The 25,695-nt window shown below is 65.9% G+C and carries 19 protein-coding genes; 13 read left to right on the plus strand and 6 right to left on the minus strand.

Features of this window, described 5'->3' with window-relative positions; all coding sequences use genetic code 11:
• The first annotated feature begins 7 nt into the window (after positions 1–7).
• The 5 genes from ACOJB8_RS02345 (at position 8) to ACOJB8_RS02365 (ending at position 3,519) form a co-directional block, all read left to right on the plus strand.
• On the plus strand, positions 8–1,012 hold the full coding sequence (locus tag ACOJB8_RS02345) for a PoNe immunity protein domain-containing protein (protein ID WP_475010907.1): 1,005 nt from the start codon (positions 8–10) through the stop codon (positions 1,010–1,012).
• Positions 1,013–1,039: 27 nt separating this feature from the next.
• Positions 1,040–1,441: a PoNe immunity protein domain-containing protein gene (locus tag ACOJB8_RS02350; protein WP_342946942.1), complete on the plus strand. Its 402-nt coding sequence runs from the start codon at positions 1,040–1,042 to the stop codon at positions 1,439–1,441.
• A 107-nt stretch (positions 1,442–1,548) separates the two neighbouring features.
• Complete coding sequence (locus ACOJB8_RS02355; RefSeq protein WP_342946943.1) at positions 1,549–2,001, plus strand: hypothetical protein; 453 nt, start codon at positions 1,549–1,551, stop codon at positions 1,999–2,001.
• A 129-nt stretch (positions 2,002–2,130) separates the two neighbouring features.
• Positions 2,131–3,237, plus strand: a complete 1,107-nt coding sequence (locus tag ACOJB8_RS02360; RefSeq protein ID WP_475010909.1) for an Imm72 family immunity protein — start codon at positions 2,131–2,133, stop codon at positions 3,235–3,237.
• 111 nt (positions 3,238–3,348) lie between these two features.
• Positions 3,349–3,519 (plus strand): H-NS family nucleoid-associated regulatory protein, encoded by a 171-nt coding sequence (locus tag ACOJB8_RS02365; RefSeq protein ID WP_475010910.1) that lies wholly within the window; start codon positions 3,349–3,351, stop codon positions 3,517–3,519.
• Positions 3,520–3,630: 111 nt separating this feature from the next.
• Here the strand turns inward: ACOJB8_RS02365 and ACOJB8_RS02370 are convergent, their stop codons facing one another.
• Positions 3,631–4,326, minus strand: a complete 696-nt coding sequence (locus ACOJB8_RS02370; RefSeq protein ID WP_342946945.1) for a glycine zipper 2TM domain-containing protein — start codon at positions 4,324–4,326, stop codon at positions 3,631–3,633.
• Positions 4,327–4,655: 329 nt separating this feature from the next.
• Positions 4,656–5,072, minus strand: a complete 417-nt coding sequence (locus tag ACOJB8_RS02375; protein WP_342946946.1) for a plasmid partitioning protein RepB C-terminal domain-containing protein — start codon at positions 5,070–5,072, stop codon at positions 4,656–4,658.
• Positions 5,073–5,389: 317 nt separating this feature from the next.
• On the opposite strand from ACOJB8_RS02375, the gene ACOJB8_RS02380 reads away from it, so the two are divergent.
• Positions 5,390–6,949, plus strand: coding sequence for a methyl-accepting chemotaxis protein (locus ACOJB8_RS02380; protein WP_475010913.1), 1,560 nt, complete (start codon positions 5,390–5,392; stop codon positions 6,947–6,949).
• A 73-nt stretch (positions 6,950–7,022) separates the two neighbouring features.
• On the opposite strand, the gene ACOJB8_RS02385 is transcribed toward ACOJB8_RS02380, so the two are convergent.
• Entirely contained in the window at positions 7,023–8,108 is a 1,086-nt protein-coding gene (locus ACOJB8_RS02385; protein ID WP_342946948.1) for an AGE family epimerase/isomerase, read from the minus strand.
• Positions 8,109–8,484: 376 nt separating this feature from the next.
• Here ACOJB8_RS02385 and ACOJB8_RS02390 point away from each other — a divergent pair, with 376 nt between their 5' ends.
• The 4 genes from ACOJB8_RS02390 (at position 8,485) to ACOJB8_RS02405 (ending at position 10,894) form a co-directional block, all read left to right on the plus strand.
• Complete coding sequence (locus ACOJB8_RS02390; RefSeq protein WP_475010915.1) at positions 8,485–9,321, plus strand: hypothetical protein; 837 nt, start codon at positions 8,485–8,487, stop codon at positions 9,319–9,321.
• 199 nt (positions 9,322–9,520) lie between these two features.
• A complete protein-coding gene (locus tag ACOJB8_RS02395; protein ID WP_165822904.1) occupies positions 9,521–9,676 on the plus strand; it encodes a hypothetical protein in 156 nt (51 codons plus the stop codon).
• A 198-nt stretch (positions 9,677–9,874) separates the two neighbouring features.
• Entirely contained in the window at positions 9,875–10,489 is a 615-nt protein-coding gene (locus ACOJB8_RS02400) for a flavin reductase family protein (protein WP_069261419.1), read from the plus strand.
• Positions 10,490–10,597: 108 nt separating this feature from the next.
• Positions 10,598–10,894: a hypothetical protein gene (locus ACOJB8_RS02405; RefSeq protein WP_028202877.1), complete on the plus strand. Its 297-nt coding sequence runs from the start codon at positions 10,598–10,600 to the stop codon at positions 10,892–10,894.
• Between the two features lie 12 nt (positions 10,895–10,906).
• On the opposite strand, the gene ACOJB8_RS02410 is transcribed toward ACOJB8_RS02405, so the two are convergent.
• Positions 10,907–12,079, minus strand: a complete 1,173-nt coding sequence (locus tag ACOJB8_RS02410; RefSeq protein WP_475010918.1) for a porin — start codon at positions 12,077–12,079, stop codon at positions 10,907–10,909.
• A 306-nt stretch (positions 12,080–12,385) separates the two neighbouring features.
• On the opposite strand from ACOJB8_RS02410, the gene ACOJB8_RS02415 reads away from it, so the two are divergent.
• Complete coding sequence (locus ACOJB8_RS02415) at positions 12,386–14,920, plus strand: penicillin-binding protein 1A (RefSeq protein ID WP_342946952.1); 2,535 nt, start codon at positions 12,386–12,388, stop codon at positions 14,918–14,920.
• Positions 14,921–15,022: 102 nt separating this feature from the next.
• On the opposite strand, the gene ACOJB8_RS02420 is transcribed toward ACOJB8_RS02415, so the two are convergent.
• A complete protein-coding gene (locus ACOJB8_RS02420; protein WP_342946953.1) occupies positions 15,023–17,029 on the minus strand; it encodes a methyl-accepting chemotaxis protein in 2,007 nt (668 codons plus the stop codon).
• Positions 17,030–17,306: 277 nt separating this feature from the next.
• The gene (locus tag ACOJB8_RS02425) at positions 17,307–19,784 is read right to left on the minus strand and encodes a heavy metal translocating P-type ATPase (protein WP_475010921.1); all 2,478 of its coding nucleotides are present in this window, start codon (positions 19,782–19,784) and stop codon (positions 17,307–17,309) included.
• A 306-nt stretch (positions 19,785–20,090) separates the two neighbouring features.
• Here ACOJB8_RS02425 and ACOJB8_RS02430 point away from each other — a divergent pair, with 306 nt between their 5' ends.
• Together ACOJB8_RS02430 and ACOJB8_RS02435 are read left to right on the plus strand one after the other, a co-directional pair.
• Entirely contained in the window at positions 20,091–21,545 is a 1,455-nt protein-coding gene (locus ACOJB8_RS02430; protein WP_069261414.1) for a DUF1254 domain-containing protein, read from the plus strand.
• Between the two features lie 330 nt (positions 21,546–21,875).
• On the plus strand, positions 21,876–25,661 hold the full coding sequence (locus ACOJB8_RS02435) for a DUF748 domain-containing protein (protein WP_475010923.1): 3,786 nt from the start codon (positions 21,876–21,878) through the stop codon (positions 25,659–25,661).
• Positions 25,662–25,695 lie beyond the last annotated feature (34 nt).

A 25,695-nucleotide genomic window follows, 5' to 3' on the forward strand; every position in this document is an offset into this window, starting at 1 on the left:
GGTTCCAATGTCAGATTTCGAATTCATCCGCCGTCAACGTTTTCTGGGCGAGGCTTACTACAAGTGGCTTTTGCCCCTCATCGACGAAGAAATCGCCCAATGGTCTTCGCATATGCCTCCAAACGGCGGCAGCGAGGAGGGCAAGGCCGCGCTTGGCGCTCGCTATGTGGCAAGGGAGACGTTTAGGCGGTTCCTTGTGCGGTACACGGGCGGCGCCGACTTGAACCTGCTGCGAAGCGAGTTCGAAGAAGTCGTTAGCAGCCTTGAACGCTACACCTCTGCGAAGCGTGTTGCGGAGAAGGACAGGACATATCCGCCGTTCATGTTCGGGGAGATTGAAGAGTATGAGGCTGCCATTCAGCTCATCTCGCTCTGCCACCTTCTTCATCGGCGGGACCTGCTTCCTCGATTGGCTGCCATGCTCGACCCGTCGTATCGGGCCCAGGATACGCTCTACGAAGACCTGTTTGCATATGGGATGGACGGTCGCATCGATGTGGATAAGTGGTACCACGAGGAATATCGCGATGTCATCAACAGCCTTTACAGCGATACCGACGAGCTAGGTATTTCATTGATAACGTCCTATCTGGACGGGTGGTACCGAGCAATGCGTTCCGCGTCTTGGCATGACAGTCATTTGAAGGCGAATCCTGACGAAGGCGGCGCGTACGTCGGATACTGGGCGATTGAAGCAGCCGCAGTCTCATTCCTGCTTGAATTAGATGACAACTCGTACCGAGACCACATGCTCTATCCGAAAGATTTGGTTGATTTCGCGCGAAAATTCGATTCGAAGAAGGATGACCGCGCTGCCGCGGAGTTTTCCGGGCCCTCGAAGGTTCGCACCGGTCAACCTTGCCCCGAAACGGGAGTGTGGAAGGCCGTTGGGCACAATGTACCCGGAGTGCTGGTGCAGCAGGGCGAGCCCATGCCCGAGGTATTCGCTCCCGACCACAGCGGAGCATATCGGCCACAACCTGCGGTTTGGGAGTTCGAGCGCAAGGCCTGAGGTAGCAGCGCGTAAGGGTGGTCACGTATGGATGAGTTTTCGAATCGCAGGCGTCAACGGTTCATCAGCGAGCAATACTTCGAGTGGTTATCGGGTGTTCTCACCGGGTCCATTGACACGTGGTCAAACAATCTGCCAGCCAATGGGACAGAGGACTCGAAGCGAGCGATTGCAGCTTCGCTTCGCGCCAATAACCGATTTGCACTCCTACTGCTTCGCTACACCGCGGGTGAGCCGATCGCACCATTGCGCAGTGAACTCGACCACATCGTGGCTGACTTCGAGGAATACGCTAAATTCCAGGGCCGGGAATTTGAGAGCACAAACTGGCCCCCCTTCCTCCTCGGTGAACTCAAAGACTATGAGCGCGCGATGCAGCTCATCGGGCTGTGCTACCTGTTGGTCTGGGAGTTCGAACGTAAAGCCTGACGGTTAGCGACGCACGCATAAAGGCAAGGTACCAGCCTAAAATTGATGCCGGCTGGCCAGACATCCTCGCGGCCGTCAGTGATGAAGTCCCCGCGTTTGAAGGCAAGATGGTCCATAGCACTCTTGCGACATTTAACGGCGAACTTGCCGCACTCGACGCCGACCAGCTCGCGGGACAGACGCTGTATCGGGCATTCTGCAACCCTTCGAAGCACGCCTCCTGGGGCAGCAAGGCCGGCGGCGGACGACAGCCAGCGTTTTGGGGAATTGGCAGTGTGCCGAACAGTGCGCAAGAATGGCGAATCCGGTCGGCGGTTCTGGACGAGTGGAACGGTAACGGCTTCCTCGCCGTCGTACACCTGCCCAAAGATTTCGGCACGCGGGTGCCGACCGCGAAGGCTTGGGCCGGCCAGATTGCAGAGCAGTTCGGCGACAAGATTCCTGCGCAATATCTCGAGGGGGGCGGCCGCCAGCTGGTGGTCGACCTGGGCGCCCTCGCCGCCGAAATAACGCGGCTTGGCGAGAGCGTGAAGGCAAAGCGGCGTCTACGGGTACAGTAAATTTTCAGATGACATATCCGGTTCGGCTCGTACACGCCGGCTTGCCAGCGACGAAATACAAACCAAGGTAGCGAACAGTAAAACCGTCGCGGCGTCTCGTACCGCCGCGAGCGTACAAGAGTAGATTTGATGGGGAACGTCACGAAGGACTATGACATGCAGGATTCCGGGACACGGCGCCGCGTGTTCTGGCTGCTGAAGCGACTGACGAGCTATTCGCTGTGGGCAAAGAAACGGGATGCATGGGGGGTGTTCGCCAAGGCATTCGAGAACGCTGTCAGAACTTGGCCCAAAAGCGACCCCGAGCGGATGGATGCCGATTTGCTTCCCGGCATCTACGAAGCGCTAAGTCTTTACAACAAGGGGGTTGAAGAACTCGGAAAGGGCCGTCGATTCGTATGGCGAACCGGCGAACCCCTTGACGTCGTGATGGACAAAAGCGGTATGGTCCACAGCTTTCTGTACACGCACCCTGATTACTGGGAGCGAGGCACACAGACTGCGCCCTACCCAGACAAGGTCGAGGCACTCAATCGACTGCTACTTGCGTCCCGCTATGGGTGCGATTACGCGCCGCTCGAGGTGCCCTTCGTTCCTCACATGACTGCCCGGTACTCGAGCCCGGGAGAGCTGCTAGCCCCCCAGAGTTACAGGTACCGGTTTTACCAATTGTCCTATCCTGTCTTTCCAGCCGAACTTCCGGAAGTGCCTGCGGCGACGGACCTCATCATCAGTTCCGGGCAGCGCGTACCGGTGGACGGGATATGGGAGCCGGTTACAGTCGAGCGGGAAAAGGTCTTCGGCCTGGTGCCTTTGGGCGTGAAAAGTGTCGAGAACAATGGTTGCTTTAACTATCTGGTGAAGGAGACAAAGGCGCCCAACATCGATGGCCAATGGAACGAGGCTGAATCTCGCAGAGAGCGTGTGGGCACCCATTGGCGCCTGTTGTGGGAAGACGCGCGATACAGGGACGGCGTTATTCCTGACGAGTCGGAATACTTCCTTGAACCCAGGCGGGGCGCAGCAGTAACGGAGCAGGAATCTGTCGTGGGTGTTGAGGTGCGGACCGGTGATATTTGCCCGGTATCCGGGACATGGGAAGCTAGGGGCTTCGACGTGAAGCCTGTCGAAGTGACGAAAGGGCAAGTCATGCCCGATGTTCTTGCTCCGGCGCCAGGTACAGGAGAGCGCCGCGTTTATCGGGTCACGTGGCGGCTGTTGAAGCATGCCGGCTAGGGAGGGACGAGATGACGCGCAGATTCATTCTCAAAGACGACGAGCGCAAAGGACCGCAGTAAGTTCTCGGCCGCTAGCGCTGCACCGAGGTCGGCAGCCACTACGCAGAAAGTGCCGAAAGCCGGAAAATATGCTCGCGGCCCACAGGCTCCAAAATACCAGGACCCGAAGAGTGGGGCGACCTGGAGTGGTCGCGGCCGCGCGCCGGCTCGGCTCGCAGGTGCGAAAGACCGCTCCAAGTTTTTGATTGCATATGCTGCAGCACCTGCTTCGAAGGCTTAAGGCGAAGGCCGAGAAGGCTGCGCCCGCCCGGCGTTCGTCCATCTAGTTGTGCTCGCCCTGAATGCAATCCTTGAGCAGGTAATCGCAGGTCGCCAGGCTAACACAGGCTGATTACGACGCGCTCAGGGAGTCACCTGAGACATGAACGCGCTCGCCGACCTGGACCGGTGGCTGCGTTGAATAGTTGAAGTTCCGGTAGCTACCGTCCTGCATTCTGACCTGCACCTGGTAACTCGTCGCCTTGCGAACAGCATGCTCAATGCCATTGCCTGCAAGGCCACCGCCGACGGCGCCGGCAATCGTTGCCAGAACGCGACCGCGCCCCCCGCCGACCTGATTTCCCAACAGCCCGCCGGCGACCGCTCCGCCTACGGCCCCGAGACCCGTTGTCGGCTCGGGTTCCTGGACCGTATTGACGGCGACGACTTCTCCGGCGTTCGGGTCAACGGCGACTGGTCTCGGAGCCGGTTGTGCCGACGATTGATATGTGTCGTTGTTCGCATACCGCGGGGGCTGCTCAACTGGCACGCTATGGTGATGATGGACGCGCGGCTGGGCGGGCGCTTCCTCCCTGGTCACGCGCTGCTCCGCGCTCGATTGCGGTGAAGCGACCGGTGTGCTCGCGACTTGTGCAGCGACCGGAATAGCTTGCGTCGGAGGAGCGGTCACAGCTCGGGATGTCGGAAGCACGCCTGTCATCGCCGCGATACCTGTAGCGCTGGCCAGGATGACTGCCACGGCTGCGCCAGCAACCAAAGGATGAATGCGACTACGCTGCGGTGAACCGGAATTCAGATTGGTGCTCATGTCGCGCTCCGTTGAGGTGTGTCAGCAAGAACGCCGCAATCGACACAGCGGTGCACCGGGCCAGTGTGAGATTTGTAAGCAGTTGTAGTGCTCTACGGAGGGGCAAGGGAAAGCGTCTTCGAGGGCGGACCGTTAAAGTGTCAAGGACGTCAGCTCCGTCTCCGAGTCGTGATAATTCTCTGGTTGCGTCGCCCGTCCGTGGTACTAATCGTCCAAAGAGGTGACTTGGCTGGGTACCTGCCTCGCACTGCCCCAAGTCAATTGCGGCCAGAGAGTAGTCCAGTCGCTCGACTCATGCCGAACGACTGGCGCTAACACGGCGATGCAAGTTACCTTTGCGACGAAACACCAGGCCGCTTTTCCCCGATACGGCGAAAATTTTTCGACCGTGGTCCACTCGAATCCGACCTGAAGCGTTCATTCCGAGCTTCCAGGCTGATGGTTTCGAATTGCGCAGCAAAGTCGCGATGATGCTCATATAGCCAACGGCTCACGCGCTCATTGCTGAGGAGTGTTGCAATATAAGCGGCTGACACCGTGAGATGTAGCTGCTCGATGCCATGGCGTTCATCGGTCTGTGCTACACCAGTTTGAAGCGTTGCGAGTTCACGGTCGAGATGAGCGAGCTGCTCTGACACTTCGTTGCCCAGTTTCCCACGAGTACCAGCATCAATTTCGAGTTGCTCCGGCGGAGTGGCAGCAACAATCGCCCGCGCAAGGCCGCCGTGAAGTTTCCCTGCCCACACATGAGCTCGACAACCTCCATTTGCCGAGAAGGCTTCATCTGCTTCAGCGCCTTGAAAGTTGTCGCCGGGCAGGCTTTGTCGGCATGCAGCACGGCGGCCTCATCCGATATGCCGTAAGCGTCCAGCCGGCATTCTATTGTTGCGAGAAATGCATGGAATGACCGTGTAACCATTGCCGAAATGATCCGTTGCGCATTTTGGGGCATTTTTTCACCGTTTAGGGCTCAAAAACCGGCTTTGCGTGGCCGTAAACGCAGTGCGGGCCCGAGCGATCACATGCTCGCGCCTCACTCATTCACTGCCATCCAGGTGTCCCGATGTTCAGCAAGATCAAGGTCGCATCCGGCCTGTTGTGTGTCCTCGTCGCGTTCTGCGTACTACAGCTCGTGACCGCAGGACTTGGCTACTGGTCGCTTACGCGCACGCACGACGACGTGGCCGACCTCTCGAAGGTGGCGTTGCGGCAGGCTAGCGCCGCCAACGTCATCACCCAGCAGTTGATGGACGCCCGTATCAATCTCTCGCGCGCGGGCACGCGCATGGTCCGCGGCGGCACGGTGCCGACCGATATGGTCAATCACGCGCGCGACCAGCTGGCCGCCGCCGACACCACGTTCGCGGCGCTCATGGCCGTCCCGCCGATCAACGACGACAATCGCGCGCGGGTCGCCGCGCTCGGCGAGCGCTATCAGGTGTACCGCAAGGCGCTCGGCGAACTGATCGACGACCTCAACGGCAACAATCTGCAGGCCTTCCTCGATCAGCCGACGCAGTCGTACCAGGACGCCTATCTCGCGGAGCTGCACGCTTTCACGCAGTTCAACGCCGCGGCGAGCCGCGCGTCGCTCGATTCGATCGACGCGCGCCTCGCGCTCTTCCAGATCGTCGGCATCGTCATCCTGGTCCTGCTGATCGCACTCGCGACCGGCGTGCACCTCGCGCTGCGCCGCGGCGTAGTGGAGCCGCTCGAGGAAGCGGGCCGCCATTTCGAGCGCATCGCGCGCGGGCGCCTCGACGAGCGCATCGCCGCGCGCGGCGAGAACGAGATCGGCCGGCTGTTCCAGGGCCTTGCGCTGATGCAGTCGAGCCTGGCGCGCACGGTCCACACCGTGCGCGAAACGGCGGGCTCGATCAACGTGGGCGCCGACGAGATCGCCACCGGCAACGCCGATCTTTCGGCGCGCACCGAATCGCAGGCGGCGTCGCTGGAGCAGACGGCGGCGAGCATGGAGGAACTGACGGGCACGGTGCGCAACACGGCCGACAACGCGCGCGAGGCGAACGCGCTGGCCGAGGCGGCGCTCGACGCGACCGCACGCGGCGGCGCCGTGGTGGGCGAGGTGGTCGAGCGCATGCGCGGCATCGCGCAAAGCTCGGACAAGATCGCGGAAATCATCGGCGTGATCGACGGCATCGCGTTCCAGACCAACATTCTCGCGCTCAACGCGGCCGTGGAAGCGGCGCGGGCAGGCGAGCAGGGCCGCGGTTTCGCGGTCGTGGCGGGCGAGGTGCGCGGGCTCGCGCAGCGCAGCGCGCAGTCGGCCAAGGAGATCAAGACGCTGATCAGCGAGTCGGTTTCGCAGATCCGCGGCGGCTCGGAGCTGGTGGAGCGCGCGGGCGAGTCGATGCGCGAGGTGTCGAACTCGATTTCGCGCGTCACGCAGATGATGGCGGGTATCAGCGCCTCGTCGCTCGAGCAGAGCACGGGCATTGATCAGGTGAATCAGGCCGTCTCGCAGATGGACCAGATGACCCAGCAGAATGCGGCGCTCGTCGAGGAGGCCGCGGCTGCCGCGGCTTCGCTGCATCAGCAGACGCGCCAGCTTTCCGAGGCCGTGGCGGCGTTCGAGATTTCGCCGGCGGTGCTGGCGGCCTAAGCGACTCGAGCGGTCTGGGCGCCTTGGCGGCGGGCTTGCGCCCGTCTGCCTCGGCGCTTCGCGTGGTTGTGCCTCAAACGCCCATGCCCTGATAGGCCGTCAAGAGGTGATACGGCGTCGTGGACGGCATGTCCGCGCGCGCCACGTCACCGTTTGCGCTACGGCATTCCACCCAGCCCTGCGGCGTGAGAAAGCGCGGCGCGAAGCGGCCGATCTGCGGCGCGAGCGCGGCGCGCACCGCGGCGTCGCCGTGCGTGGCGAGCGCGCGCAAGTATTCCGTTTGCGCCCAGATACGCTGCGTCGCATCGATCACCCGGCCCTGCTCGTCGAGCGCGGCCGCCACGGCGCCCGTTTCCGGGTCGACGCCGTGCTTCTGTGCAAAGACGAAGGCGCGCGCGAGCGCTTCGTCCAGTCCCGACGCGCCCAACCGGGCGCCCGCACGCGAAGCCAGCCAGAACCATTCGAACTGATGACCGGGCTCGAGGCGGTTGTCCGCCGCGCCGACCGGCAATTCGGCGATGCAGCCCGTCGGCGCGTGCAGGAAGCCGCGCGCGAGGGCCTCGACGAGCCGCGTGATCGTCGTGTCGAACGCGCTGTCGCCGGTCGCCTCGCTCGCCGCGAGCCAGGCCTCGGTGAGGTGCATGAGCGGATTCTGCAGCGGGCCGCCGGTAACGCTCGCGAAGGACGCGTCGAGCGCCGCGTTGAGCAGGCCGTCGCGGGCCGCGAAGCGGTCGACGATCAGCGAGGACGTTTCGCGCGCGACGTCGAGCGCCTCGGTGGCGCCGAAGCGCTGGCCGTAGGCCGCAGTGGCGAACACCACGAAGGCGTGCGTGTAGAGGTCCTTGGTGGTGTCGAGCGGCGCGCCGGCTGCGTCGACGCTATAGAACCATCCGCCGTGCTGCGGGTCCCGATATGTGTGGCGCAGCGTTTCGAAGAGCGTTTGCGCGTGCGCGGCGTCGCCGGCCTGGGAGAAAACGAAGAGCTGGCGGGCACATGCCATCGCGCGGTAGCGCGTGACGGGCAGCGGGGTCGCGCCGGCCGCATCGAGTGCCTCGTAGGGCAGGCGCAGTTCGGCATTGAAGCCGGGGCCGCGCCACATCGGCAGGACGACGCGGTCGAAATGCTCGCGCAGGCTGGCTGCGCTCGTAGGTGTGTTCATGGCGAAAAGTTGCGGCGAAGCGCGTCGCATCGAAAGAGCAATGCCGGCGATTGTACGCATTCGCAAACTGCGCGGGACATTCCAGGCGGCGCAGCACGCTCGCCCACGACTGCGCACCTGGCTGACCTGCGCGGGGTGTCGGTCGATGCCGGCTGGGTAAGTCGGGGAAGAGCCCCTGGCCGTGCGTTCCGGCATGCGACAATGCGCGTTCGAACCAGAACACGAGGACGTCGCCAAGCGGCCGTGACCGGCCGGCGCGCGACGCGAACCGCATCGCTGACACATGGCTGATTACGCAGATACCGCATCCTTGAGCTCTTCGCATCCCGAACGCAACGCGCCGTGGCAGCCCCACGCGACGTCTGCGCCGTCCGACGTGACTGAATCCCCGCTTGCTGTCGAATCCGATGCTCCGCACGCGCTTGCCGTCGACGGGCCCGCGGCCGTTGCCGAAGCGGATGCCCCTGTGCGTCAGGGCACGCTGAGCGGCTTCGAAAGCCCCGAGTCGGCTCAAGCGGTGGCAGCGGCCCCCGACGAACCGGGTGCGACGAGCCCTGTTGCGGCTGCAACGACTGCGCGCCGCGCGCCGCGGGCGAAACGAGTTGCTGCTCCTGCCGTGGCCGAAGCGGTGGAGCCGGGCATTGGAGTGGTGCAGGAACCGGGTCCCGCAGCCTTTGTCGCCGAGCCGTCGTTTGCCGCCGGCCCTGCCGAGCGCGTGGAGCCCATTGGGTTCGCGTCCGAAGCGGCTCACGCGGCCCCTGAGCCGGACGCGCTGACGCAGCGCCTCGACGCGCTCCAGGGCGCGCTCGCCGAGCAGCGCCGTATGGCGGTCGCCTCGTCGCGGCAACAAAAGTGGATGCTCGCCGCCGCGTCGGTGGCGGTGCTCGCATCGGTCGGGTTCGGGATCGCGCAGTCGGTGCGGCTCGACAGCCTCGCAAACGAATCCCGCGCCGACGAGGCGCGCCTCGAGCAATTCATCTTGAAGCAGCAGTCCACGCTCGACGACCTGTCGCAGCGCATGGCCGCGCAAACCGCCGCCGCCGCGGCTGCTGCGGCCACTGCGGCCGCCGCCGCGGAAACCCCGGCGCCGCCGCCCGCACGTGTGTCGTCCAGGGCGGTGGCCGCCAAGGCCTCGCCCGCGCCCGCGCACCGCGCAGCGGCCCATTCCACGCGTGCGGCTCACGCGAAAAGCGCCCAGAAAGCCACGCGCTGACCGGCTTCGCCCTGCGATCCTGCCCCTGTACCCGAAATCTCGATGCGTTGTATTGCTGCAACGCATCGATTGCGCTCGACCCCGTGCGACGGCGCGTCGCAGTTTTTTGCTGCGCTGCACTAGCGTTGCCCTAGGGAAAACCCTATAATTCGTTGTGTCTTAGGGAAAACCCTGAACCGCAGCCTAACTGGGAGTCGCCATGAGCTTCATCTTTGCCCTGTTCCAAAAGGTAAGCGACCTCTTCGCGTCGCCGTATCTGCCGATGGATTCGGAATACTCGTACGAAGCGCGCCACCGCGAAGCCGAGCGCGTTCGCCGTTCGCACTACATGCCGTTCGGCATGCCGCGTGACTGATCGAAGCTGAAACGCTTCGGGTGGCGCGCGCCGTCCAACGCGTTTCTCCGGTCAGACGGCCAGGTCTTCAAGCAAGGCCGGCTCTCGCAAGAGAGCCGGCCTTGCTGCGTTTTGGGGCGGCTGCAAGCCACTGGCTTGTCGGCAGCCGCGCGCGGCTCGTGTCATAGTGGTGCCGCTTCGAAATCGCTAAGCCTCATCATGTCCAATACCTACTTCTACGACCCCGCCCAGGGCCATGGCCTGCCGCACGATCCATTCAAGGCGATCGTCGCGCCGCGCGTGATCGGCTGGATTTCCAGCCGCGCAAAAAGCGGCGCGCTCAATCTCGCGCCCTACAGCTTCTTCGGCGCGTTCGCCACGTTTCCGCCGATCATCGGGTTCTGCAGCGAAGGCCGCAAGGACAGCATCAGCAACATCGAAGAGACCGGTGAGTTCGTCTGGAATCTCACGTCGAAGGCGCTGGCGCCGCAGATGAACCGCACCTCCGCGCCGGTCGCCGCCGACGTCGACGAATTCGCGCTCGCGGGCCTCACGGCCGCGCCGGGCCGCAGCGTGGCGGTGCCGCATGTGGCCGAGTCGCCGGCCGCGCTCGAATGCAAGCTGCTGAAGGTCGTGCGGCTCAACACGCTGGACGGCGCGCCCATGGACAACTGGCTCGCGCTGGGGCAGGTGGTGGGTGTGCACATTCGCGAGGAATTCCTGAAGGACGGCCTGTTCGATACGCAAGCGGCCCAGCCCGTGATGCGCGCGGGCTATCGCGCCGACTACGCGCAGATCGGCGAGATGTTCCAGATGGTGCGGCCGAGCGCGTAAGCCGCTGCGGGCGTGCGCATCGGGATGAACGGATCGCGGCGGCGTTGCCGCGTGCTGGCCGCCCGCCGATAATGGCCCGACAGCGCGAAGCGCGCAGGGAGGCAATCCATGCAATCTCCGACGGGATCGGTGGTGGCGCTCAGTTCTGCCGCCTCGACGATGTTTTCGATCGGCCTGATCGCGCTGGGCTACTGGGGACTGCACGAGCCGTCGGCCTGGCGCATCGGCGACCGGGTGGTCGTCGGCATCGCGCTCGCGGGCTTCGCGTGCCTCGGCAGCGTGCCCTGGCTCGCCACCTCGCCCGCGAAGCCCAACGACGAGTCGCGCTTCCTGATGGCGCGCCGCGCCTTTCTCTGCGGCGCGGCTGCCGTGTGGGTGTCGATCGCGCTGTCGCTCGTGTTGTGACGAGAAGCGCGATCAGAAGCGGGCGCGCAACCCCACCGTGCCCACCACTTGATTGGCCGTCGTCGACGCGCCGCCCGCCGTGTTGATGAACGCCACATAGTTGTGTCCCGAGGCGTGCTGGTACATGGCCTCGCCGTAGAGGTCGGTGCGCTTCGAGAGGCGGTACACGACCTGTGCGTCCACCTGATTCCACTTCGGATCGGCGCCGTAGGTCGTCGTGTTGCTCACGTGGCCGTCCGTGAAGGTGTAGGCGAGACCGAGACTCCACGCCGGGTTCAACTGATACTTCCCGTTCACTTCGTAGTTGTTGAAGCTCATGTCGCCGCCCTGCGAGCCGAACGAGCTGGTGCCCGCATACTCGCTGCGCGTGAAGACGAAGCCCGCCGTCGCCGGCCCGAACGTGTAGTTGATACCGCCGCCGAACGAACGCAGGCGGTCGGCGCCGAGCGCGAAGCCGCCCTTGCCGTTGGCCGTCGATTCCGCGAGATCCACCGCGCCCGGGCTGCTTGCCGTCGCGCCCTGGGTGCCGTTCAGCTGCAGATAACCGGCCGCGATGGCGAGCGGCCCGTTGGTGTAGCTGGCGCCGAAGCTGTAGGCGCGGTTCACGGCAAAGTCGGTCTGGTTCGAGAACGCGTACAACGCGCCGAATTTCAGGCCGCTATACGTGTTGCTCGTGAACTTGACGGCGTTGCTCATGCGCAGCGAGTGGTTCAGGTTGTCGTTGTCGAACGGATGCGCGAAGCCCGTGTCGCCGAAGGTGCCCGCCGTGGCCGAGAGCGGCGCGACGAAGTCGACGAGCGAGTCGTACTGGCGGCCGAGCGTGAGCGAGCCGAACTGGTCGCTCGCGAGGCCCACGTAGGCCTGACGGCCGAACATGCGGCCGTCCTGGCCGAGCTTGCCGTTCTGCACGTTGAAGCCGTTTTCGAGCACGAAGACCGCATGCAGGCCGCCGCCCAGGTTCTCGCTGCCGCGCACGCCGAAGCGGCTGCCGTTCACGTTGCCGCTCGTTGCCTGCCAGAGCGCGCCGCCCGACTTGCCGCTCGCGACGTTGTTCGTGTACATGATGCCGGCGTCGATCAGGCCGTAGAGCGTGACCGAGCTTTGCGCGTGGACGGCGGGCGCGGCGAGCGTGCCGAGGGCGCCGATCACGGCGGCAGCGGTGGTGAGCGAGAGGGGGTTCTTCATTCGAGGTTCCTGTAGCGTTGTTGTTTCGCGGCGTATGCAAAAGCGGGTTTGCAACAGCGACAGGAGTGTAGGCAGTGACAGGCGCCGGAAAAACCGGCTGTGACTGGAGAGGATTCTTCCTCGATCTGGAAGGATGATTTCATCTCTCTGTCATAAATCGACTCGGGCATCGACTTGGGCGATGCTGGGCTTGCGCCCGGCCCGAAGCAGGAGCGGCCTTGCGAGTTTGGTACGATTCACGCTTTGCCAGCCGACCCTACCTGCCGCGTGAAGCGTTACGTGCCGTTGATCCGCGATCGAATCGCGATGTCGTTGTCCCGCCTGAGGCCTGCCGCCGCGCGGCTGGGCGGGTTTGTCCGTCCCGCATTCGCGCGTGCGCTCCACCATGTGCGGCATCCCACGCGGCGCGGTGTGCTCATGACGATTGGCGCGTTGCCGGCGCTCGTCGTGCTCTACGTGCTCGTGCTGATTCCGTTCACGCCGGGCATTGGCGACATCCGCAAGGCGCGGGTGGACGAACCGGCCCAGATTCTGTCCGCCGACGGCAAGGTGCTCGCCGAGTTCAAGCCCTCGAATCGCGAATGGGTGCCGCTCGCGCAGATCTCGCCGCACATGGTCGATGCGCTGATTTCCACCGAGGATCACCGCTTCTACGAGCATCACGGCATCGACTTCAAGCGCACGGCGGGCGCGGCGCTGCACACGTTCTCGGGCGAGCGCCAGGGCGGCTCGACCATTACGCAGCAGCTCGCGCGCAATCTCTATCCCGATGAAATCGGCCGCGCGCCCACGCTCACGCGCAAGATCAAGGAAGCGATCACGGCGTTCAAGATCGAGGCGGTGTACAGCAAGCAGCAGATTCTCGAGACGTATCTGAACACGGTGCCGTTCCTCTACAACGCCTATGGCATCGAGATGGCGGCGCGCACCTACTTCGGCGTTTCGGCGGATCAGCTCGACATCCTGCAAGCCGCGACGCTCACCGGCATGCTCAAGGGCAACGCCTACTACAACCCGGTGATCAACCCCGAGCGCGCGCTCGCGCGGCGCAACACCGTGCTCGGCCAGATGGTGAAGTACGGCAAGCTCAGCGAGGCGCAGTACGCCACGCTTTCGAAGAAGCCGCTGCGCCTCGACTTCGAGCGTCAGACCGAGCCGCCCGGCCCCGCGCCGCACTTTGCGCTGCAACTGCGCAAGTGGCTGGTTTCGTGGGCCGACCGCAACGACTACAACATCTATTCGGATGGCCTCGTGGTGCGCACCACGATCGATTCGCGCCTCCAGCAGATGGCCACCGCCGCGCTGCGCCAGCACACGAACCAGCTCCAGGGCATCGCCAACGGCGCATGGAGCGGACGCAACGGCTGCGTGGCCGGCAACGACCTGTTCGCGACGTTCATGCGCGAAACGCAGGACTACAAGAGCGCACGCGACGCCGGTGCGAACGACGCCGACGCGCTCAAGCGGCTCGCCGGCGACCGCACCTTCATGCGCAACCTCTGCAAGAGCAAGACCGCGGTGGAGGCGGGCTTCCTCGCCATCGACCCGCGCAGCGGGCAGATCAAGGCGTGGGTGGGCAGCCGCGACTTTACCGACGAACCGTTCGACCACGTGCAGCAGGCACGCCGTCAGCCGGGCTCGACGTTCAAGCCGTTCGTGTACGGCGCGGCCTACGCGGCGGGCGCAAAGCCGAGCGACACGTTCATCGACCAGCCGGTGGAAATCCCGCTGGCGGGAGGCGAAATCTGGAAGCCGACCGACGACGTGCCGCCGAGCAATCGCCCGATGACGCTGCGCGACGCGATCGCGTTCTCGCGCAACCGCATCACCGCGCAGCTCATGCAGACGGTGGGCCCGGACAAGGTCGCGCGGCTCGCGCGCGCGATGGGCGTGCGCGACAGCCAGCTCGCCCCGGTGCCGTCGCTCGCGCTCGGCACGAGCCCGGTCACGTTGAAGGAGATGGTCTCCGCGTACAGCACCATCGCCAACGACGGCGAGTACCTCGAACCGCGCATGGTCACGAGTATCGAGGACCACAAGGGCAACGTGCTCGCGCAGTTCGAGAGCGCTTCGCCCGAGCGGGCGCTTTCGGCAGAGGCGGACCGCACGCTGCTCGACACGATGCGCGACGTCGTGAACCGCGGCACGGGCTCGGCCATCCGCACGCGCTTCGGCATACGCGGCGACGTGGCAGGCAAGACCGGCACGACCCAGGGCAACACGGACGGCTGGTTCATCCTGATGGACCCGCAACTCGTGGCGGGCGCGTGGGTGGGCTTCGACGACGGCCGCGTGACGCTTGACGACTACTGGGGGCAGGGCGCACGCAGCGCACTGCCGATCGTCGGCGACTTCTTCCAGCGTGCGTTGCGCTCGCGCCTCGTCGATCCGCGTGCGCGCTTCGACACCGAGGTGACGCCGGGCGCGTTCGAAACCTTCCGCGAGAACCTGCGGGCGTGGATGGACAAACTGTTCGGCAAGCACGAAGCGCCGCCTCCCGCCCCGCCGGTGCGGCATGCGCCGCCGCCGCGCGTCACTGCGCCGGCACCGGCATCCGTGCCGGCTGCGGCTTCCGAGGCGGGGGCATCGGTGCCAGCGGAGGCATCGGCGCCGTCTGCTGCTTCGGCGGCGGCTGCGGAATCGGCCGCGCGCGCGATCATGGGCCTGCCACCGATCATCGGGCCGTCCAGCGCGCCGGCGGCGCAGGCCCCGCAGCCTTCGTATCCGGCGCAGGCGCCGGCGCTCGCACCGACCCCGACGCCCGACGAGGCGGACCCTGACACGCCGGGCGCGAGCGCGAGCTACACGCCGCCCGTGGCCCAGCCGCAGCAGGGGCAATGAGCGGGGCGTCGCGCCGTTAACAAAAAAGGCAGCGTCTTTGTGACGCTGCCTTTTTCATTTGTTGGGCACTGCGAATCATGCTCTGAAGGTGCTACGCGTGCGTTACTCGCGCACCTTGAACACGGAGACGAGTTCGGCGAGCGCCGCTGCATGATCGTTGAGCGCGGCGGCGGCGCGCTCGGCGTCGCCCACCAGCGCGGCGCTCTGCTGCGTCGCCGCGCCGATCTGCGAAACCGCGATATTGACCTGCTCGATACCGCCCGATTGTTCGCGAGAGGCCACGCTGATCTCGCCGATGATCGAGCGCACTTCATCCACGCGCGCGACGATGCCGCGCATGGTCGTGCTCGCTTCGCCGGCGATCCGGTAGCCCGTTTCGACCGTCGACGACGATTCGGTGATCAGCGCCGAAATTTCCTTCGCGGCCGCCGCGCTGCGCTGCGCGAGCGCGCGCACTTCGCTCGCGACCACCGCGAAGCCCTTGCCGTGCTCGCCCGCACGCGCGGCTTCCACGGCCGCGTTGAGCGCGAGGATGTTGGTCTGGAACGCGATGCCGTCGATCACACCCGTGATCTCGGCAATCTTCTGCGATGCGCGGCTGATGTCGTTCATCGTTTCCACGACGCGGCTCACGGCGCGCCCGCCGTCGAGCGCGGCTTCGGCTGCGCTCGTCACCACGGTGTTGGCACGCGTCGCGTGATCGGCATTCTGCTGCACGGTGGACGTGAGCTCTTCCATGCTCGCCGCCGTCTCCTCCAGGCTGCTCGCCTGGCTCGCGATGCGCGAAGCGATCTCGCCGCTGCCTTGCGCGATGCGCGAGGTGTCCTCGCTCATCTGCGCGGTGGCGCTGCGCACCTGCGCGACGATCTGCGCGAGGCCCACGCCGATGCCGTCGATGGCGCGCGTGAGGCGGCCGATCTCGTCGGCACCCGCCGTGCCTTGCGCGTGCGCTGCATCGCCTTGTCCGATGCCGTTGCGGCTGTCGTTGCCGATGCGCACCGTGAGGTCGCCCGCGGCGAGCTGGCCGGCGGCGTGCGCGGCGGCGTCGAGCGGCCGGCTCACGAGGCGGCGCGCCGCGTAGATCGACAGCGCGGCGAACAGCGCGACCAGCACGAGGCCGATGGCCGCGAAGCGGTCGCGCGTGGCGTTCACGTCGGCCATGATTTCGTCGCGCACGGCGACGCCGCCCACGAGCCATTGCCACTGCGGCACGCTCACGAACGAGACGAACTTGGCGCGCGCGTCGCCTTCACCTCGCGTCGAGTCGGCGGAGGTGTAGTCGAGCGTGCCTTCGCGCGTTTCGAGCATGCGCGACCAGGGCGCGTCGGCGTCGTCGTAGTGTTTGCCGACGGCGCTCGGGTGGACGAGGAAGGTGCCGCGCGTCGGGCCGTTCGAAGCGTCCATCACGAAGTAGTAGCCGCTCTCGCCGATCTTGAGCTTGGCGATCTCGCTCTTGAGCGCATCGATCTGCGCGCCCACATCCACGCCGACGAACAGCGCGCCGATCACGTGGCCGCTGGCGTCGAGAATCGGCTTGTACTGCGTGATGTACTGCTTGCCGAACAATTGGGCGAGGCCGGTAAAGGTGCGGTTGGCCATCACCGGGCCATACGCCGGGCCCTTGCGGTCGAGCAGCGTGCCGATCGCGCGCGAGCCGTCCTGCTTCTTGAGCGACGTGGTCACGCGCACGAAGTCGTCGCCGCTGCGCGCGAAAACGGTGGCGATTTCGCCGCTGCGCGCGAGAAACTGGTCGGGGATCGTGAAGTCCAGATTCAGCACGTGATCGCCGGACTTGAAGACCGGCGTGGCCTTGCCGGCAATGTCGACCGTTTGCGTGGGGTCGAGCGTGAAGGCGCCGGGCAGGAAGCTCTCGAAGAGCTGCATGGCACGGTCGACTTCGGTTTCGAGCGCGCCGTTGATGAGCGAGATCGACGAGGCGACCGCCTGATCCTTTTCGGCAATGCGCGAGCGCACCTGGTGGCCGACCTGCGTCGCCGCCGAATGCGTGATCGCCCACGTGAAGGCGGCAAATATGGCTGCGACGAGCACGCACGATAGCAAGGCGAGGCGCACGCCGACACTCGCGCGGCTTGATAAGCGTGAAAGCATGGATTCGGTTCCGGAAAGAGCTTGTAAAGAAGGAACCTGCGCCTTCGAGGCGCTGGCATGACGCATTACGGCGCGCGCGCGCGATCCTTTAGGGCTAGAACCGAAAAACCTTACAATCGCGTAAAGATTACCGATGGATTACGCCATTTCGGTGTGCAGATTGTGGGATATTTCGGAACCCAAAATAACATCGCCACAAAGAAAGGGCGCATGAAGCGCCCTTTCGTTATGTTTCGCGCGATACGTCGCTCGCGCTGTGCAATCCTCTGCGCGGCCGTCAGCGGCGGGCTCGCCACGTTCTGAGCAAGAGCGCGTTGGTCACGACGCTCACGCTGGAAAACGCCATGGCCGCGCCCGCGAGCATGGGGTTGAGCAGGCCGAAGGCGGCGAGCGGAATCCCGATCAGGTTGTAGAAGAACGCCCAGAACAGGTTCTGCTGGATCTTGCGCCACGTGCGCCGCGAAATATCGATTGCGGCGGCAACGAGCGCGGGGTCGCCGCGCATCAGCGTGATGCCTGCCGCGTGCATGGCGACGTCGGTGCCCGTGGCCATGGCGATGCCGATGTCGGCGGCGGCGAGCGCCGGCGCGTCGTTGATGCCGTCGCCGGCCATCGCGACGATACCGCCGCTCCTGATCTTGAGGTCGCGGATCGTGCGCGCCTTGTCGTCGGGCAGCACCTGCGCATGGACTTCGCGGATACCGAGCTGCGCGGCCACGGCCGCCGCGCTGCCCGCGTTGTCGCCGGTCACGAGCACGCTGCGGATGCCCATCGCCTCGAGGCTCGCAATGGCTTCGCGCGCCGTGGGCTTCACGGTGTCGCCGAAAGCGAGCAGGGCGAGGACCCCGCCGTGCGGCTCGAAGAGCCACGACACCGTATTGCCCGCCTCTTCGAGCGAACGCGCGCGGTCCGCGAGCGCGGGCGGTACGGCGAGCGCCAGTTCGTCGAGCCAGCGGCCGCTGCCGATGGCGAGGCGCCGGCCGTTCACTTCGGCCTCCACGCCGCGCCCCGGCACCGCGCGCGCATGGGCGGCGACAGCCAAAGCGGCTGACGCCTGGGCTTCGGCCTGGGCGTCATACGCCTGCACCACGGCCTTCGCGAGCGGGTGATCGCTGTGCCGCTGCACGGCGGCGGCGAGCGCGAGCGCCTCGCCATGCTCGAGGCCTTCGGCCGCATCGAACGCGGTGAGCGAGGGCTGGCCGAGCGTGAGCGTGCCGGTCTTGTCGAAGGCGACCACGCTCACGTTGTGGGCGGTCTCCAATGCTTCGGCGTCCTTGATGAGCACGCCGTGGCGCGCGGCCACGCCGGTCCCGGCCATGATCGCGGCGGGCGTGGCGAGGCCGAGCGCGCACGGGCAGGCGATTACGAGCACGGCTACAGCGTTGAGGATCGCCGTTTCGGCGCTCGCGCCCGCGAACAGCCAGCCGCCCAGCGTGATGGCCGCGATCACGAGAATCGCCGGCACGAACACGGCGCTCACGCGGTCGACGAGACGCTGGATCGGCGCCTTTTCGGCCTGCGCGCTTTCCACGAGGCGAATGATGCGTGCAAGCGTGGTTTCCGCGCCGATGGCCGTGGTGCGCACGGCCATCGCGCCTTCGCCGTTGATCGAGCCGGCTGTGACGGGATCGTCGGGCGCTTTCGGCACGGGCAGGCTTTCGCCCGTGATGAGCGATTCGTCGATGTGGCTGCGGCCTTCGAGCACGACCCCGTCCACGGGCACACGCTCGCCGGGGCGCACGACCACCACGGTGCCCACGCGAACCTGGGCGAGCGGCACTTCGCGCTCCTCTGCGTTGGCGCCATTTGCGCCATCGACGCGGATGCGCGCGCGATCGGGCCGCAGCGCGTTGAGGGCGCGGATTGCGTCGGTGGTCTGGCGCTTCGCGCGCGCTTCGAGCCACTTGCCGAAGCGCACCAGCGTGATGACCACCGCCGAGGCCTCGAAATACAGATGGGCCATGTCGCCGGGGTGAGCGAGCATCGCATAGACGCTCACGCCATACGCGGCCGATGTGCCGAGCGCGACCAGCAGATCCATGTTGCCCGCGCCGGCGCGCACGGCCTTCCATGCGGCGCGGTAGAAGCGTGCGCCGAACACGAACTGTACGACGCTCGCCAGCGCCAGCTGTGCCGCGGCGGGCAGCATCCAGTCGAGGCCGAGCCAGTGGCCGAACATCGGCAGCACGAGCGGGGCCGTGAGCACGGCCGAAATCAGCACGGCGCGCCATTCGCGGCGCGCTTCGTCGCTGGCGGCGGCGCCTTTCTGCGGGGCGGCGGCGCCTTCGTCGGCGGCGAGTGGCGTGGCTTCATAGCCGGCCTTCTTGACGGCGGCGACGAGCAGGTCCTGCAATTCGCCCGTGAGCGGCGAGCGGGTGTTGACGGTGGCCTGCTCGGTGGCGAGGTTCACGCTTACGCCAGCCACGCCGGGCACGCGCGCAAGTGCCTTCTCGACGCGGTTCGCGCACGACGCGCAAGTCATCCCGCCGATGGCGAGCGTCGTGGCTTCCGTGGCGACGGGCACGGCTTCATAGCCGGCCTTTTCGACGGCGGCGACGAGCGCGGCGGGCGCGACGCCACTGCTGGCCTCGACGGTGGCCTTTTCCGTGGCGAGGTTGACCGAGGCGCGCGTGACGCCCGGGACCTTTGCAAGCGCTTTCTCGACGCGCATGGCGCACGAGGCGCACGTCATGCCGTGGACTTCGAGTTCGGCCACGGCGGTATCGGTGCGTTCTGCAACGAGGGGTTCATTCATGATGGGGTGCGAGCACTGGCTGTCATCGATGTTACGCAGTATCTACGTTCCCATCATGGGAAGGTCAAGGGGCGCGACACTACGCCCCTTTCGTTTCAGAGGGAAGTCCTGAGCGCAAGCTCTCCGCCTGTAAGGCAATATTCCACGCCACAGTCTTTTCAGGCCCATGCGCGAGCGATACGATACCAACCGGCGGCATTGGCGCCTTGCCGCGTGCATTTCACTACGGCCCTTGGGGGGGCCGCGCGGAGTGGCCAGCCGGTCGACGTCACTTCATGGACCGCCCGCACCGAATACAACCAACAAATGACAACAATACATCGAGCATTCTCTACGTACCGTAGCTGCTCCGCGCTCGCCTGCCTTGCCCTGATTGCCGGATGCGCCTCGGCGCCGGGCGACGTTGCGCCGAAGAGCAACGGCTGGATGAAGGACGAAGTCTCCGACTCCTATGTGTTTGGCTATCCGCTCGTGCTGATGGACGTGGCGCGCGAATCCGCCACCGGCAGCGGGCCCGGCCAGGCCGCGCCGAACACGCTGCGCCACGCGCAGTCGCTGCCGCCCGTCGGGGCCTCGAGCCCGCTCGAACCCAACCTCGACACGCTGACTTCCAGCGGCTGGCTCGACGTATCGAGCGAGCCGGTGCTCGTCACGCTGCCCGACACGCACGGCCGCTACATGGACGCACGCGCGCTCGACATGTGGACGAACGTCGTCTGGTCGACCGCCGGCGCGCAGTCGGGTGAACGTGTCAGCGGACTGAAAGCGCAAACGATTGCATTTGTTCCGGCCGGCTGGAAGGGCACGCTGCCCGCGCGCGTGAAGCGCGTCGACGTGTCGACGCGCTACGTGTGGTTCCTCGCGCGCATCCAGACACGCGGCGGCGCCGACATCGCGGCCGTGCGGCGGCTGCAGCACGGGCTGCAGGTCACAGCGCTGTCCGGGTGGGACGAGCGCGGCGCGCGCGGCAAGGCCGGCGCTCGCGGCGGCCGCGGCAACGAGCCGACCGGCGCCACGCAGAGCGGCGATCCGGTGGCGCCGGGCACACCGTCCGCCCAGGTCGCGGCGCTCGACGCGCACGGTTTCTTCGACCGGCTCGCCCTGGCGCTGGAAGACAACCCGCCCACGGCAGACGACGCGCACGCGCTCAAGATTCTCGGCGACATTGGCGTACACCCGGGCGACCCGGCGCAGCTGCCCTCGGGCGCGAAGGACGCCGCGGTCATCAAGGCGGGTCTCGCCGATGGCCGCACGCGCGCCGCGACGCCGCCGTCCAACCTGCTGGCGGGCAACGGCTGGCTCTGGGTGGGCGACGACGCAGGCAACTACGGCCCCGACTACTCGCTGCGCGCCTACGCGGCGTACACGTCGCCGGGTCTGCCGACGACCCGCGACGAAGTGCGCGCCCGCGTGAGCCAGGACAGCGACGGGCATGCGCTCAACGGCGCGAACCGCTACACGATTCACTTCACGGCGAAGCAGCTGCCGCCGGTGCGCGGCTTCTGGTCGATCACGGCCTATACCACCGACGGCGCGCTCGACGCCGACGCGCCCGTGCGCGTAGCGTTCGGCGACCGCAGCGGCGCACGGCGCAACCGCGACGGCTCGCTCGACGTGCAGGTGAGCGCCGAGCGGCCGCGCGGCGGCGCGAACTGGGTGCCGGCGCCGCACGGCGACTTCCGGCTCGTGATGCGCCTCTACGCCGCGAAGCCGCAAGCGACCGACGGCAGCTGGCAGCCGCCCGCCGTCGAGCGGCAGTAATCGCTGAACCGGCCTGAACGAAGCGTTGGCGGGGCGCTGTCCCGCCAACGTTTTTTTTGCGCCGTATAAGCCCGCTCGAGCGCGCCACGCCCGGCTTTTCCGCCCGCGTTTTCATGCATCGCGCAATACGCGCGGCGCACGTTACGCAATCGCCGGGCCATCGCCTTTGCGCTGTTACTTCTTGTTGCGCAATACCTGCGCCGCGGGCGGCGTTTTCCCGTCGTCCGATCTTCTATCGGACCTATACTTCCGGCTGTCGGCATCCCCGGATTTCCGACATCAGACCCACATCCCGCGGCGGGCCTGTTGCCGCCTCATCCGCAAGCAAGCATGGCAAGCCTCAACAAAGCGTCGCTCAACTCTTCCTTGCAGTCGGTGCGCGCGGTCGCGCGTGCGCCCCGCACCCGGCACATCCTCACGGGTGTCGTCATCTTTCTGATTGTGTTCGGTCTGGTCGGCTTCTTTGCCGCGCCGCCGATCATTCGCCATGTTGCCGAGCAGCAGTTGAGCAAGCAGCTCGACCGGCCCGTCACGATCGGCCGCATCGCGCTCAATCCGTACACGCTGCGCCTCGAAGCGGACCGTGTGCATATCGGCGAGCGCGGCGGCAACGGCGACTTCTTCGATGTCTCGCGCGCCGTCGTGCAGGCGTCGTGGTCGTCGATCTTTCGCGCGGCTCCCATCGTCGACGAACTGCGGCTCGACTCGCCGCGCGCCACGATCGTGCGGCTCGACGCCCAGCACTTCAACTTCTCGGACCTCATCGAGAAGTTCTCGACGCCCTCGAAACCCGGCAGCAAGCCGACGCAGTTTTCGGTTTCAAACATCCGCATCGAGAACGGCCAGATCACCTTCGACGATCGCCTGCTCAACGAAAAGCACGTGATCGACCGCTGGTCGCTCGGCATTCCGTTCATCGCCACGCTGCCTTCCAAGACCGATATCTTCGTTCAGCCGATGCTGCGCGCGCGCATCGACGGGGCGAGCACGCTCGCCATCGACGGCAGGACCAAGCCCTTTTCCGCGACACGCGAGTCGGAAGTCGAGCTGCGCCTGACCGACCTCGACGTGCCGAAGCTCCTCACCTACGCGCCGACGAAGCTGCCTGTCACAGTGAAGAGCGGCAAACTCTCGACCAACCTCAAGCTCGATTTCGTGATGTCGGGCGAGAAGCCCACGCTGCGTGTGGCGGGCACGACCGACCTGAACGACTTCGACTCGACCGACAACGCCAATGCGCCGTTCTTCGGCGCGCGCAGTCTGCACGTGGGGGCAGCCTCGCTCGAACCGTTCAGCAACGTCTATCGTTTCGACGACATCCATCTCGACGCGCCCACCGTGTGGGTCGCACGTGACAAGCAAGGCGTGCTGAGCATCGAGAAGCTGATGGGCGCGCCGGCCGCGCAAAACGCGCCGGCCGCGAACGAGGCCGCGAACAAGGCCGCGAGCGCCGCGCCGGCCTCGGGCGCCCAGAGCGCGCAGGCGGCGCCCGAGGAAGCGAAGCCCGCGCCGCTCGATGTCTCGATCCGCCAGTTCGCGCTCACGAACGGCACCGTGCACATTGCTGACGATCTGCCCGCGCGGCCGGTGAACGTCGAACTCACGCAGCTTTCCACCACGCTTACGAACTTCTCGACGACTGCCAAAGCCGGCGCGCCGTTCACGTTTGCGACGAATGCGACCGACGGCGGCACGATCAAGGCGTCGGGCACGGTGAGCCTCGCGGGCAAGAACGCCGAAGCCAACATCGCGCTCGAGCGCGTGGGTCTGCCGCAAGCGCAGCCGTATATCGACAACCTGAGCAGCGCGCAGATTCTGGACGGCAGGCTCAATCTCACGTCGACGCTCAAGGCCGACTGGGCGCAGCAGCCTGCCGTCGTGCAGGTCGGCCAGAGCACGCTCGGCCTCGAATCGCTCAAGCTCGCTGCGCGCGGCGCGAAGGCGCCTGCCATCGCGCTCGACCGCGGCACGGTGCAGGTAAGCGGCATCGACCTCAATGCGCGCAAGGCGCAGATTGCATCGGTCGACGTGACCGGCCTCGTGGTGAACGCCGAGCGCCAGAAGGACGGCAAGGTCGACCTGGCGCAACTCGCCTCCACGCAGCAGGCGGTGCCCGAGCGCACGGCGATTCGCGCCGCGCAGAAGTCGGTGCAGGAAGGGCCGGCCTGGCGCTACACGATCGACGCTTTCACGCTGAACAACGGCACGATCAACTTTACGGACATTTCGACGCCGCGGCCGGTAAAGCTCGCCATCACGCCGTTCGACCTGAAGATCCAGCAGATCAGCGACGACCTGAGGCACCCGCTGCCGATCGACCTGAAGGCGACCGTCAACCGTAAGGGCACACTCGCGCTGAGCGGCAAGATCAACCCGACGCCGCTCACGGCGCAGCTGAAAATCGACGCGAACCGGCTCGACGCCGCCGCGTTCGAGCCTTATTTCGGCAATCAGCTCAACGCGGTGATCGCGAGCGCGCTGCTCAACATGAACGGGCAACTTTCTGTGGAGCAGGGCAAGGCGCTCAAGGCGAACTATCGCGGCGATGCGGCGCTCGTGGACGTGCGCATGCTCGACAAGGCCACATCCGGCCCGTTCGCGGGCTGGCGCTCGCTCGCGCTCACGAACCTGAAGGCGAACTACGACGACGCGCGCGGCACCGACGTGGACGCGAGCCGCGTGACGTTCGCAGGCTTCTATGGCCGCGTGCTGCTCGACGCGCAAGGCAAGCTCAATCTCAAGGACGTAGTCGCGCATCAAACGGGCGCCGCGCAGTCGCTCACGCAGGACAAGAGCGGCAAGCCTGGCGAGCGCGAGCCGGTGCCGCTCACGCCGCAGGCGGCGAGCGCGCCCGTGCAGACGGCTTCCGCACCGGCGCCGGCTTCCGCGCCGGCAACGGTCGTGGCCGCGCAGCCGCCGAAGAACCCCGTGCGCCTGCACTTCGGTGAGCTCGTGCTGCAGGACGGCCGCGTGAACTATACCGACAACTTCATCAAGCCGAACTACTCCGCCGATCTCGTGCAGATCCACGGCACGGTGGGCGCGTTCGGCACGCAGTCGACCACGCCTGCGCCCGTGGATGTCTCCGCGAAGCTCGCGGCGAACGGTCCGCTCTCGATCAAGGGCACGGTGAATCCGCTCATCGACAAGCCGTCGCTCGACCTCACGGCCAGCGCGCACGATATCGAGCTCACGAACCTCACGCCGTATTCGGCGAAGTACGCGGGCTACCCGATCACGAAGGGCAAGCTCAACGTCGATCTGCACTACCAGCTCGCGAACGACGAGCTCACGGCGAACAACCATATCTTCATCGACCAGCTCACGTTCGGCGATCACATCGACAACGACACGGCCACCAAGCTGCCGGTGCGGCTCGCGATTTCGCTGCTCAAGAACCGCAGGGGCGAAATCGATGTGAACATCCCGGTGTCAGGCTCGCTCTCCAACCCTGAGTTCAGCCTGGGCGGCCTGATCTGGAAGGCGGTGCTCAACCTCATCGCGAAGGCGGTGACCGCGCCGTTCACGCTGCTCGCCAATGCGTTCGGGGGTGGCGGCGAAGACCTGGGCTATGTCGAGTTCGCGGCCGGCACGGCAACGCTCACCGATGCCGACCAGAAGAAGCTCGACACGATCGTGAAGGCGCTCGACGACAAGCCTTCGATCAAGATCGATCTGATCGGCCGCGTCGATCCGGCCGTGGACACGCCCGCGCTGCGCGAGCAGTACGTGGATCGCCTCGTGCGGCTCCAGAAGGTGAAGGACACGGTGGGCAACGGCGAGAGCGTCGATACCTCGCAGGTCAAGGTGGACGACAAGGAGTACGAGAAGTACCTCACCAAGGCCTATAAGGATGCGGACTTCAAGAAGCCGCACAACATGATCGGCCTCACGAAGACGCTGCCCGTGGACGACATGAAGCAGGCGCTGGCCGACCACGCACCCGTTGACGACGCCACCTTGCGCAATCTCGCTCAGGATCGTGCGCAGGCGGTGCAGCAGTACTTCGAAGGCAAGGTCGATCCGAGCCGCGTGTTCATCGTGGCGCCGAAGCTGGACGCCAAGGGCATCGACGACAAGGGCGCGACGACGCGCGTGGATTTCGGGCTGAAATAAGCCGTGGTTTGGTAATTCGATGCAGCGGCGCGTT

This window comes from Paraburkholderia sp. BR10141, from assembly GCF_056155635.1.

Excerpts from the sequence above, each read along its gene's own strand:
- ACOJB8_RS02435 (WP_475010923.1), top strand. The coding sequence starts at position 21,876 with ATGGCAAGCCTCAACAAAGCGTCGCTCAACTCTTCCTTGCAGTCGGTG.
- ACOJB8_RS02350 (WP_342946942.1), top strand. The coding sequence starts at position 1,040 with ATGGATGAGTTTTCGAATCGCAGGCGTCAACGGTTCATCAGCGAGCAA.
- ACOJB8_RS02360 (WP_475010909.1), top strand. The coding sequence starts at position 2,131 with ATGGGGAACGTCACGAAGGACTATGACATGCAGGATTCCGGGACACGG.
- ACOJB8_RS02415 (WP_342946952.1), top strand. The coding sequence starts at position 12,386 with ATGTCGTTGTCCCGCCTGAGGCCTGCCGCCGCGCGGCTGGGCGGGTTT.
- ACOJB8_RS02425 (WP_475010921.1), bottom strand. The coding sequence starts at position 19,784 with ATGAATGAACCCCTCGTTGCAGAACGCACCGATACCGCCGTGGCCGAA.
- ACOJB8_RS02405 (WP_028202877.1), top strand. The coding sequence starts at position 10,598 with ATGCAATCTCCGACGGGATCGGTGGTGGCGCTCAGTTCTGCCGCCTCG.
- ACOJB8_RS02395 (WP_165822904.1), top strand. The coding sequence starts at position 9,521 with ATGAGCTTCATCTTTGCCCTGTTCCAAAAGGTAAGCGACCTCTTCGCG.
- ACOJB8_RS02400 (WP_069261419.1), top strand. The coding sequence starts at position 9,875 with ATGTCCAATACCTACTTCTACGACCCCGCCCAGGGCCATGGCCTGCCG.
- ACOJB8_RS02380 (WP_475010913.1), top strand. The coding sequence starts at position 5,390 with ATGTTCAGCAAGATCAAGGTCGCATCCGGCCTGTTGTGTGTCCTCGTC.
- ACOJB8_RS02370 (WP_342946945.1), bottom strand. The coding sequence starts at position 4,326 with ATGAGCACCAATCTGAATTCCGGTTCACCGCAGCGTAGTCGCATTCAT.
- ACOJB8_RS02355 (WP_342946943.1), top strand. The coding sequence starts at position 1,549 with ATGGTCCATAGCACTCTTGCGACATTTAACGGCGAACTTGCCGCACTC.
- ACOJB8_RS02385 (WP_342946948.1), bottom strand. The coding sequence starts at position 8,108 with ATGAACACACCTACGAGCGCAGCCAGCCTGCGCGAGCATTTCGACCGC.
- ACOJB8_RS02420 (WP_342946953.1), bottom strand. The coding sequence starts at position 17,029 with ATGCTTTCACGCTTATCAAGCCGCGCGAGTGTCGGCGTGCGCCTCGCC.
- ACOJB8_RS02430 (WP_069261414.1), top strand. The coding sequence starts at position 20,091 with ATGACAACAATACATCGAGCATTCTCTACGTACCGTAGCTGCTCCGCG.
- ACOJB8_RS02345 (WP_475010907.1), top strand. The coding sequence starts at position 8 with ATGTCAGATTTCGAATTCATCCGCCGTCAACGTTTTCTGGGCGAGGCT.
- ACOJB8_RS02410 (WP_475010918.1), bottom strand. The coding sequence starts at position 12,079 with ATGAAGAACCCCCTCTCGCTCACCACCGCTGCCGCCGTGATCGGCGCC.